The organism is Microbulbifer sp. 2205BS26-8, assembly GCF_030731025.1.
GTDB lineage: Bacteria > Pseudomonadota > Gammaproteobacteria > Pseudomonadales > Cellvibrionaceae > Microbulbifer > Microbulbifer spongiae.
On sequence record NZ_JAVAMR010000111.1, the window covers coordinates 1 to 1743 of the forward strand.

General features: G+C 47.3%; 1 protein-coding gene. It reads right to left on the reverse strand.

Going from position 1 to position 1743, the window contains the following annotated elements:
- The coding region (locus Q5Y71_RS16720) for a SpvB/TcaC N-terminal domain-containing protein (protein ID WP_306043215.1) at positions 1–1743 on the reverse strand (1743 nt) is incomplete at both ends.

A 1743-nucleotide genomic window follows, 5' to 3' on the forward strand; every position in this document is an offset into this window, starting at 1 on the left:
TCCTCTACTTAGCCCCGTATTGATCGGCCTGGAGTCCAACTTCCACTTTTTACTTCCAGTGTCATAGCGGCTTAGAAAAATATTCCAGTACCCACCGGCAATCCCATAAGCCGTGCGCGGATTATAAATTGCCAGGTCATGACGACCATCACCGTTGTAATCCAAGACTCGAAAAGAAAATCCTCTACCTACATTTTCACCGGTAAAGTATTCAGAAGTGAATAAACCACCAGTAAAGTTTTGTTGGACGAATTGTGATCCATAAGAGATGGCATACTTAACACGAATATCGGTATCATCGCCGTCGTCATTATATCCTTCGATCCAGACTATATCCTGCTTGCCATCCCCATTGAAGTCCGCATATTTATAATCACTAAGGAATCGATTCCTGGTTGGGGTGAAGTCTATAGCTGCGGATTCCGCTCCAAATTGACGCCATGGTGCCTGCAACCATTCAAAACTCATAGCTGGAAGACACTTGAAGCCCACACACTCCTGCAATGAAGTCAGTAGTGAGGTTCTATCATCATATTTTTTTGCGGGAATAAACGGCAAAACCGCCTTATAGCCCAAATTATATTCACGAAGGACTCTGCCATTGGATCTGGAGGTGACTTTCTTCAGGCGCTTTGTAGTCTTAAATTCATAACCTGCGGTATAGATCCGGAGTTGCTCAGGGCGATCTTCATAAGAAAAATCTATTGCAGCGTTATAAGTGCCGGAGCCGTAAGCATAACGAACAGACTTAATACGATGCCCGGTATTCACATCCCCTTCATATAGAAATTCAATCTGATTACCAACACTGTCTTCAAAACGATTTTGCACCCAGCTTAACGTATGGCTGCCCGCACGCTGTTTTGAGTCATTGCTATTCCCATAGTAACTGGTGGACCCGTCTTTACGCTCCACTTTAAAGTAAGCGGGCTTACCCGGACTTCCGCCAATTGAGCTGATCTTGGCAAAAGAATCCATCTCGGTCTTATACACAGCTCCAACAGCGCCATATTGAGCACCGCTGACTTTTATCAGGCGCTGCCCATCCAAGCAGAACCGGTCAGAATCTGTCCAGGTAATTGGTGCCACACTACCATCAATTGCTAAAGTCTGACGACAGCGGGAGATACCGGAAAGACCGCCGATAGCCCAGCCTCTACCCAACAGGCCATTGCCAGCACCATTGTTATAGTTCAGGGAGATTTCAGGCGCAACACCTGCCGTGCCAACTGCGGTCGCGACGGGAACAGAGTAAGTTGCCGCACCGGATTCATTAACACGGAACTGACCACCAGAAGCTCCGGCCATATTGGGCGTTTGAACAACACTCGGGGTTGTATAATTACTGAAGGTGCCAGACGTATCAGCCTGAAATGCAAAACCACCCGCAACGATGTCATCTCTACCATCGCCATTAACATCCCTCACCTTTACATCAGCAGGTGCGGCATTGGTAAGGATTGCCGCTATCGCTGACAGAGCGTCATTACTATCTGCAACAGACAATGTTTGCACAAGTTCCGGCAGGTCATCTCCTTGGGCATGGAAAATAAGGGGCATGGATGCAAGCAACAGCAGATCAGAAGCACCATCTCCATTGAAGTCCCCTGTAAGAGAAAACTCATCACCCAGTGGTTGAAGATTGGCAACCTCCAGCTGCGATAGCGTTTCCTCTATCGGGTCCCGATAACTTTCCCCATCGTGGTTTAAATACAGAACAAAGTTTGGCAACTGAGGCATCAC